Raw genomic sequence first — 8858 nt, forward strand, 5'->3', positions numbered from 1 at the left:
GCAGGCTGGCGGACCAGATGACCATGATGCACCGATCCTCCCTGCCCTCGCTGGCCATGGCGCGCGCCCGCGTGCCGCACCTGCAATATGCTGCCCTGTGTTACCGGATACGGGGCGGAAAGCTTCAGATCCTGATGGTCCGCAGCCGCGGCGGCAAGCGCTGGACCCTGCCCAAGGGCTGGCCCATGCGCGGCCGGACCCCGGCCCAGACCGCGGCCCGCGAAGCCTGGGAGGAGGCCGGCGCGCGCGGCAGGATCCGGCGCAACTGCGTCGGCGGATACACCTATTACAAGCGCGGCAATCCGCAGCTTCACCTTGCGCTTGTCTTTCCGATGGAAGTTACCCGCACCGAGAAGCGCTATCCGGAGCGCGCGGACCGCAAACGGCGCTGGGTCGGGCGGCGCAAGGCGGCGAAAATGGTGGGGGAAATCGAACTGGCTCAACTGCTTCTGCGGTTCGAGGCGGTTCCGGGCCCCGGTTAAGGCCGCTTGAACTCGGGTGTGAAAGGATTACGTTTACCGGAGGTTTCAGAGCAAGGCCATGATCCAGTATTCCTTGAAATGCACGCAGGATCACCAGTTCGACAGCTGGTTCCAGTCCGCCGCAGCCTTCGACAAGCTGCAGGCCGCCGGCATGGTGTCCTGCGCTGTCTGCGGCTCGTCCGACGTGCACAAGGAACTGATGGCGCCGCGCGTGAACTCCGGCAAGACCGCGGCCGCCCCGACCCCGCTCTCCGAACCGGCATCGCAGGAAGAAAAGGCCCTGCGCGCCTTCCGCGAGCATGTGGAGAAGCATTCCGACTACGTCGGCGGCAATTTCGCGACCGAGGCGCGGGCGATGCACCTGGGCGAGACCCCGCATCGACCGATCTGGGGCGAGACCAGGGGCGAGGAAGCCCGCTCTCTCATCGAGGACGGCGTGCCCATCGCACCGCTGCCTTTCAGACCGACAAGGAAGACGAGCTGATGCAAGTGCTGATCACCGGCGCGAACCGGGGTGTGGGCGCCGCCCTCTCCGAGACACTGACCGCGCGCGGCCACGAGGTGACGGCGACCGCGCGGTCGGGCGCGGGGTTCGTCCCGCTCGACGTGACGCGGCCCGAGACCATCCGCGCCATGGCGGAGGGGCTGGGGGGCGCGCCGCTCGATGCGCTGGTCTGCAACGCCGGGGTGTTTCTCGACCGGGGGCAGGATCTCGGCTCCGGATATCCGGCCGACATGTGGGCGGAGGAATTCTCGGTCAATGTCACGGGGGTGTTCCTCACGATCCAGGCGCTGCTGCCGAACCTGACGGCGGCGGGCGGCAAGGTGATGATCATCTCGTCGCAGATGGCCTCGTCCGAGCGCGCGCCGGGCGGCAGCCTGATCTACCGCGCCTCCAAGGCGGCGGCGCTGAACCTCGGGCGCAACCTGGCGGCCGACCTGCGCGGGGCGGGCATCGCGGTCGGCATCTATCACCCCGGCTGGGTGCGCACCGACATGGGCGGCTCCGGCGCGGATCTGTCGCCCGCCGCCGCCGCCGAGGGGCTGGCCGACCGGCTGGATGCGCTGACCCTCGACACCACCGGCTGTTTCGAGACCTGGGATGGCCGCGCGCATCCCTACTGAGCCGGAGGGCTTTCCGGCCGCCTTTGCCGAGGCCTGGGCCACGCGGGACGGAAGCGCCATCGCTGCGCTGTTCGCGGAGGATGCGGATTTCGTCAATGTCACCGGCCTTTGGTGGATCGGGCGCGCGGCGATCGCCGGCCCGCACGACCTCGCGCTGAAGAGCTTCTTTGCCGAAACGGAGCTGCGCCCCGGCCGCGTGTCGGTCCGGCTGCTGCCCCCGGATCACGCCGTGGTGCGGTGCCGGTTCACCATGACCGGACAGACGACGCCCGACGGCCGCCCCGCCGGGCCGCGCCGCACCGTGCTGGTCTTCGTGCTGGCCCGCGACGCGGAGGGCTGGCGCGCCGTCACCGCCCAGAACACCGAGGTCCTGCCCGGCATGGAAACCTTCGTCGCGGATGGCGGGCTGCGCGGCATCGACTACCGGAGCGGCTGACCCGGCGCGCCCAAGGCCTCTTGCGCGCCTTCCCGACCACGCGTAAACCCCCGCTGATTCAAGACCACCCCAAGGGGCTTTTCCATGCCCATCCTCGTGATGAAATTCGGCGGCACCTCTGTCGCCACGCTGGACCGCATCCGCCGCGCCGCAAAGCGCGTGGGGGTCGAGGTCGCCAAGGGCTATGACGTCATCGTCATCGTCAGCGCCATGTCGGGCGAGACCAACAAACTTGTCGGCTATGTCGAGGAAACCTCGCCGCTGTTCGACGCGCGGGAATACGACGCGGTCGTGTCCTCGGGCGAGAACGTGACGGCGGGTCTTATGGCGCTGACCCTTCAGGAAATGGACGTGCCCGCGCGGTCCTGGCAGGGCTGGCAGGTGCCGCTGGTGACGACCTCGGCGCACAGCTCGGCGCGCATCGTCGACATTCCCACCGACAACATCTCGCGCAAGTTCGGCGAGGGCATGAAGGTGGCCGTGGTCGCGGGCTTCCAGGGCATCTCGCCCGAGGGGCGGATCACCACGCTGGGCCGGGGCGGATCGGACACCACCGCCGTCGCCTTTGCCGCCGCCTTCGACGCGGAGCGCTGCGACATCTACACCGACGTCGACGGCGTCTACACCACCGACCCGCGGATCTGCGAGAAGGCGCGCAAGCTCGACAAGATCGCCTTCGAGGAGATGCTCGAACTGGCGTCGCTGGGCGCCAAGGTGCTGCAGACCCGTTCGGTCGAACTGGCCATGCGCTACAAGGTGAAGCTGCGGGTGCTCTCCAGCTTCGAGGAACAGTCCGACGAGGCCGGAACGCTCGTCTGCGACGAGGAGGAAATCATGGAACTGAACGTGGTCTCGGGCGTCGCCCATTCCCGCGACGAGGCGAAGATGACCCTCATCTCCGTCGCCGACCGCCCCGGCATCGCCGCCGCGATCTTCATGCCGCTGTCCGAAGCGGGCATCAATGTCGACATGATCGTGCAGAACATCTCGGAGGAGGGTCGCACCGACATGACCTTCTCCTGCCCCGTCAACCAGGTGAAGCGGGCGGAAGAGGCGCTGAAGAAGGCCAAGGAGGCCGGCGCGATCGATTTCCACGACCTCGTGGCCGATACCGATGTCTGCAAGATTTCCGTCGTCGGCATCGGCATGCGTTCGCATACCGGCGTGGCGGCGAAGATGTTCAAGGTACTCTCGCAGGAGGGTATCAACATCAAGGTCATTACAACCTCGGAGATAAAGATTTCCGTTCTGATCGACCGGAAATACATGGAACTCGCGGTTCAGGCACTGCATGATGCCTTCGAACTGGAGAAGACGGCCTGAAGCTCCGGGCCGTCTCTTCAACGGGACGGGGACAGGGTTAGCCAGCATGGCGGAGACCACGGAAAGCGAAAGCCGCAAGCTTCTTGGCCGGCTGCGCGACACCATGGCCGAACAGGCCGCGGGTCAGGCGCGGCTGGACAAGATCACCCATCTGACCGCGGATTCGATGATGTCCGAGGTGTGTTCGATCTACCTGTTCCGTGACGAGGACACGCTCGAACTCTGCGCCACGGAGGGCCTCAAGAAGGAGGCCGTGCACGAGACCCGCATGAAGCTGGGCGAGGGTCTGGTGGGCCGCGTCGCGCGCACCGGAAAGATGGTGAACACCGCCGACGCCCCGGCCGAGCGCGGCTTTCGCTACATGCCCGAGACCGGCGAGGAGATCTACTCCAGCTTCTGCGGCGTCCCGATCCAGCGGCTCGGCGAAAAGCTGGGCGTTCTGGTGGTGCAGACCAAGTCCAAGCGGGTGTTCACCCCGGACGAGGTCTATGCGCTGGAAGTGGTCGCCATGGTGCTGGCCGAGATGACCGAACTGGGCGCTTTCGTCGGGGAAGGCGCGGCGCTGTCGGCCCGCCACACCGCCCCGGCGGTGTTCCGCGGCGGCGCCGGTCAGGAAGGCACGGCCGAGGGCCATGTCTGGCTGCACGAGCCGCGCGTGGTGGTGACGAACTTCGTCACCGACGACCCGGAAACCGAACGCGCCCGCCTGACCGCCGCCGTCGAACAGCTGCGCGTCAGCGTCGACGAACTGCTCGAGGGCGCCTCGGGCACCGGCGACAAGGAACAGATGGAAGTCCTTGAAGCCTATCGCATGTTTGCCAACTCCAAGGGCTGGCGCCGGCGCATGGAAGAGGACATCGACCTCGGTCTGACGGCCGAAGCGGCGGTGGAAAAGGAACAGAGCCAGGCGCGCGCCCGTATGTCGCAGGTGAGCGACGCCTACCTGCGCGAGCGGCTGCACGATCTCGACGACCTCGCCAACCGCCTGCTGCGCATCCTGACCGGACAGGGTCGAGAAACCGGGGCCGAGATGCCGCGCGATCCGGTTCTCGTGGCGCGCAACATCGGGCCGGGCGAATTGCTCGACTACGGCAAGAAGCTGCGCGGCGTCATCCTCGAGGAAGGCTCGGTCGGCAGTCACGCCGCCGTCGTCGCGCGGGCGCTGGCGATTCCGCTGGTCATCAATGCCACCCGCATCACCACCGAGGCGCTGAACGGCGACCACGTGATGGTCGACGGCGACAACGGCGTGGTGCACCTGCGCCCCGGCGACACGGTGGTCGCCGCCTTCCGCGACAAGATCGCGATGCAGGCCAAGGCGCAGGAGCGCTACGCCTCGATCCGCCGCAAGCCGGCGGTGTCGCCCTGCGGCAAGCGCGTCCATCTCTTCATGAATGCCGGTCTGCTGGCCGACCTGCCCTCGCTCAAGAATTCCGGGGCCGAGGGTGTCGGCCTGTTCCGAACCGAGCTGCAGTTCCTCGTCCGCAACCAGATGCCGCGCCGGACCGAGCTCGTGACCATCTACAAGCGCGTGCTGGATTCCGCCGGGGGCAAGCCCGTGGTGTTCCGCACGCTCGACATCGGCTCCGACAAGGTGCTGCCCTACATGAAGCCCACGGACGAGCCGAACCCGGCGATGGGCTGGCGCGCGATCCGGGTCGGTCTGGACAAGCCGGGCGTCATGCGGATGCAGATCCAGGCGCTGCTGCGTGCCTCCGAAGGCCGCCCCCTGACCGTGATGTTCCCCTTCGTCGCCCAGTTCGAGGAATTCCGCGCCGCGCGGCGCGAGGTCGACAAGGCGGTCGCCATCGAACGCAAGCTCGGCCATCCCGTGCCCGAGACGATCACCGTCGGCACGATGCTGGAAACGCCCAGCCTAGCCTATGCGCCGCGGCAGTTCTTCGAGGAGGTCGATTTCGTCTCGGTCGGGGGCAACGATCTCAAGCAGTTCTTCTTTGCCGCCGACCGAGAGAACGAACGGGTGCGGCGGCGTTACGACACGCTCAACGTGAGTTTCCTGAGCTTCCTGGAGCTGATCGTCGAGCGCTGCTCGGAAACGCAGACCCCGCTCAGCTTCTGCGGCGAGGATGCCGGGCGCCCGGTCGAGGCGGTCTGCCTCGCCGCGATCGGCCTGCACAGGCTGTCGATGCGCCCCGCCTCGATCGGACCGGTCAAGAGCCTGATCATGCGCACCGATCTGGATGCGCTCTACGACGTGATCTGCGACGCCCGCGAACGCGGCGAACAGTCGGTGCGCGAATCCGTCATGGACTACCTGCGCTGGCAGGGATAGCGGCGGCGCCCCCCGGTCGGTCCTTCACGGCGCGCAACCGGATGGCTTGGCAGATGCACGCCGCTCTGCGGAAGCGTGGGTGGCCCGGGACATTTCGATATCCGACCGGCCTCGCGCCATGACCGCCGCGCACTGGTTTGCCACTGAGCCGCATCGGCAGAATCTGACGTCGGGTGCCGGAGGAGATAAATTCACCCGGTCGGGACGGAGCCCCCATCCGCAACCGGGTGCAGTTATCCGATGTCGCACCAGGGCCGTTTTGGCGCAAGGCACTGCCCGCACGTTCTGCGCAGGGTAAGCCCGTCAATCCCTGCACATGGTCGCATTGCCGTTTTGGCAATGCCCGCAAGGAACCGTACGGGCGATGTACGACGGGACGTTTTGCCCTGCCGCGACTCATCTATACCGCCCCATGCTGAACAGAAGGTTAACGCTTTTGCGTGACCGCGACCCGCAGCGCCTCGACAAGCTCTCCGCGCGGCCGCCCGCTTTCCCGCGCCAGCCGGTTCAGCCCGAAATGCACATGCGCCATCTGCTGGTAATAGCTGGTATAGGCGTAGTTCGTCGCCGCCCCCGCCGCGGCACCCAGCACCGGCACCGCCTGCGCGGCAAGCTTCTGGCCCAGCACCGTCGCGAGGCGCGGCGCGATCCTGGAGATCAGCCCGTGGACCGTCGCCCCGGTCAGCGTCACCCGCGCCGAGAGAAACGCCATGTCCGCGCCGTCGTCGCGATCCAGCGGTCCTGCAGAGCCGAAGACCAGCAGGCATTCCTTGCGGATCTCGGGATCGTCGGGATCAAAGCCGTGCTCGGCCGCGATGCCCTGGATGGCGCGCAGCAGCACGGTGGTGGTCACCGGAAGCTCGGCCAGCGCCGTCGGCAGCCCTCCGGCCCCGCCCGCGGCACCCATCGCTGTGGCCAACGCCGTGTTCAGCCAGCCTTTCTGGTCGGGCACCACCCCGCGCGATCCGGCGGCGGCGCCCATCGCCACCTCCAGCGCGCGCTCCGTCGCCCCCTCGAGGCGCTCCTTCACCCGGTCCGGCAGACGTTCCAGCAGGTTCTCGGCCTGCCCGCCGAGGATGTTCAGGATCTGCAGCCCGACGCCCCCAGCCGCGCGGTGCCGGCGCGCGAGTTGTGCGATCTCGTTCTCCACGTTCACAGGGTCAAGCTCGGTTCCGGTCGTCATGGTGCGCTCCTCGTCGTCTGATACCTAGATCGGGCGTAACCCGCCGGTTTCAAGCGTTGCGCTCCACCGTTCCGCTCACGCCCTCCCAGGCGCCGGGCACGAGATCATGGCCAAGGATCCGCGCCGGGTTGGTCGGCGGAGGCATCTCGACCCCCTCCAGACGGAAGAATCCGAAGCGGCCGTAATAGGGCAGATCCCCCACCAGGATCACCCGCCCCCACTCCATCTGGCGCGCGCGTTCGAGCGTGTCGCGGATCAGCGCCGCCGCCAGCCCCTCGCCCTGCGCCGTGGGGTGGACCGCCACCGGCCCCAGCAGCAGCGCCCGCCAGGGGCCGATGCGCACCGGCCAGTAGCGGATCGCGCCGCCGAGAATGCCGTTTTCGTCCCGCGCCACGCGGCACAGCTCGGGCACCGGGGGGACATCGTCCCTCAGCCGGTAGGAGGACAGAAGCGTCCTGCCGGGGGCAAAGCACAGATCGTAAAGCGCCTCGACCTCCCACCAGTCGCCGGGCTTTTCCTGAGACAGCGTGAACAGGGCACCGATCTCCCGTGCATTCCGGACGCATCCGGCCTATCACGGTCGGAATTGACGCGCAAACATCTGAGAGGACAGCAATGTTCTACCGACCCGAGGACGGCCACGGACTGCCGCACAACCCGTTCAACGCCATCGTGACCCCGCGTCCCATCGGCTGGATCTCGACCCGCGGCAGCCTGGGCGACAACCTGGCGCCCTACTCCTTCTTCAACGCCGTGGCCTATGTGCCGCCGCAGGTCATGTTCGCCTCGACCTCGGCCAAGCCCGACCGCGAGGGCACCAAGGACAGCGTCGCGCAGCTGCGCGAAACCCGCGTGTTCTGCGTCAACATCGTCGAATACGCGGCGCGGGACGTGATGAACAGGACCTCCGGCCCCTGGGATGCCGGGACCGACGAATTCGCGCTCGCCGGGATCGACAAGGCCGCCTGCGAAACCATCGACTGTCCGCGCGTCGCCAATGCGCCCGCCGCGCTGGAATGCACCGTCACGCAGATCGTCCAGCTTCCGGGAGAGGCCAACTTCGTCACCTTCGGCGAGGTCACGGGCATCCACATGCGCGACGACTGCCTGGTGGACGGCGCCTTCGACGTCACCCGATTCCAGCCGCTGACCCGGCTCGGGTATCGCGACTATTCGGTGATCCGCGAAGTCTTCTCGCTGCAACGCCCGGGGGAGTGACGGCGCACGGGAAATCTGCGATGCTGCGGCATCCGATGGAGGGACCGATGGACCAGAACCTTTGACACCCTGACCCCGTTCAGCCTGTCCGAGGAGGCCCCATGCCCTTTTCCCTGCCCGATGCGTCCCGCATCCACCCCATCATCCTGCCCGACGGCACGCCCCATGCGGGCACCGTGCACCTGAGCGCCGTGATCGACCACCCGCGCATGGAGGTCGGCGCCCACAGCTATGCGTCGGATTTCGACCCGCCGCCGCCCGACGGCTGGGCCGCCCGCCTCGCGCCCTACCTGTTCGACTTTTCCCGCGACAGGCTGACGATCGGCCGGTTCTGCCAGATCGCCCACGGCGTGCGCTTTGTCGGCGCCTCGGCCAATCACGCGACGGACGGGATCTCGACCTACCCGTTCTCCGTCTTCGATCCCGAGACGATGACCGCCGTCCAGCCCGATTGCCGAGACACCGTGGTCGGCCACGACGTCTGGCTCGGCTACGGCGCCATGGTGCTGGGCGGCGCGACCATCGGCAACGGCGCCATCGTCGGCGCCGGCAGCGCGGTGCGCGGGGCCGTCCCCGACTATGCCGTCGTCACCGGCAATCCGGCGCGGGTGCTGCGCCGGCGCTTTACCGAACCGCAGATCGAACGCCTGAACGCGCTCGCCTGGTGGGACTGGCCGCCCGAAAGGATCGCCGCGGCCCGCCCTGCGCTCGAATCCGGCGATCTCGACGCGCTCGCCCGCGCAGCGCCCTGACCCGCCCCTTCTCCGGTTCGGAAAATATCCCGGGGGAGTCGCCGCA

The 8858-nt window shown here is 67.9% G+C and carries 10 protein-coding genes; 8 read left to right on the forward strand and 2 right to left on the reverse strand.

Annotated elements, in window-relative coordinates; translation table 11 throughout:
* Positions 1-17 precede the first annotated feature (17 nt).
* From ACN0RJ_RS15650 to ptsP, 6 genes are all read left to right on the forward strand, one after another.
* Positions 18-482 carry an NUDIX hydrolase gene (locus tag ACN0RJ_RS15650; RefSeq protein WP_417719752.1) on the forward strand — a complete coding sequence of 155 codons (465 nt, stop codon included), beginning with the start codon at positions 18-20 and terminating at the stop codon, positions 480-482.
* A gap of 58 nt (positions 483-540) precedes the next feature.
* The gene (locus tag ACN0RJ_RS15655; RefSeq protein WP_417719753.1) at positions 541-966 is read left to right on the forward strand and encodes a DUF1178 family protein; all 426 of its coding nucleotides are present in this window, start codon (positions 541-543) and stop codon (positions 964-966) included.
* Complete coding sequence (locus ACN0RJ_RS15660) at positions 966-1607, forward strand: SDR family NAD(P)-dependent oxidoreductase (protein ID WP_417719754.1); 642 nt, start codon at positions 966-968, stop codon at positions 1605-1607. The genes ACN0RJ_RS15655 and ACN0RJ_RS15660 overlap by 1 nt, the downstream gene beginning before the upstream one ends.
* Complete coding sequence (locus tag ACN0RJ_RS15665) at positions 1585-2043, forward strand: SgcJ/EcaC family oxidoreductase (protein WP_417724843.1); 459 nt, start codon at positions 1585-1587, stop codon at positions 2041-2043. The genes ACN0RJ_RS15660 and ACN0RJ_RS15665 overlap by 23 nt, the downstream gene beginning before the upstream one ends.
* Positions 2044-2127: 84 nt before the next feature.
* Complete coding sequence (locus tag ACN0RJ_RS15670; protein WP_417719756.1) at positions 2128-3366, forward strand: aspartate kinase; 1239 nt, start codon at positions 2128-2130, stop codon at positions 3364-3366.
* Positions 3367-3412: 46 nt separating this feature from the next.
* The gene (ptsP, locus tag ACN0RJ_RS15675) at positions 3413-5659 is read left to right on the forward strand and encodes a phosphoenolpyruvate--protein phosphotransferase (protein WP_417719757.1); all 2247 of its coding nucleotides are present in this window, start codon (positions 3413-3415) and stop codon (positions 5657-5659) included.
* Positions 5660-6086: 427 nt separating this feature from the next.
* On the opposite strand, the gene ACN0RJ_RS15680 is transcribed toward ptsP, so the two are convergent.
* Complete coding sequence (locus tag ACN0RJ_RS15680) at positions 6087-6842, reverse strand: EcsC family protein (RefSeq protein ID WP_417719758.1); 756 nt, start codon at positions 6840-6842, stop codon at positions 6087-6089.
* A gap of 49 nt (positions 6843-6891) precedes the next feature.
* On the reverse strand, positions 6892-7377 hold the full coding sequence (locus ACN0RJ_RS15685) for a GNAT family N-acetyltransferase (RefSeq protein ID WP_417724902.1): 486 nt from the start codon (positions 7375-7377) through the stop codon (positions 6892-6894).
* Between the two features lie 80 nt (positions 7378-7457).
* Here ACN0RJ_RS15685 and ACN0RJ_RS15690 point away from each other — a divergent pair, with 80 nt between their 5' ends.
* Together ACN0RJ_RS15690 and ACN0RJ_RS15695 are read left to right on the forward strand one after the other, a co-directional pair.
* Positions 7458-8060, forward strand: a complete 603-nt coding sequence (locus ACN0RJ_RS15690) for a flavin reductase family protein (protein WP_417724844.1) — start codon at positions 7458-7460, stop codon at positions 8058-8060.
* 101 nt (positions 8061-8161) lie between these two features.
* Positions 8162-8812, forward strand: a complete 651-nt coding sequence (locus ACN0RJ_RS15695) for a CatB-related O-acetyltransferase (RefSeq protein ID WP_417724845.1) — start codon at positions 8162-8164, stop codon at positions 8810-8812.
* Positions 8813-8858: the final 46 nt, after the last annotated feature.

Origin of the sequence: Salipiger sp. (assembly GCF_048261495.1) — a bacterium.
GTDB lineage: Bacteria > Pseudomonadota > Alphaproteobacteria > Rhodobacterales > Rhodobacteraceae > Salipiger.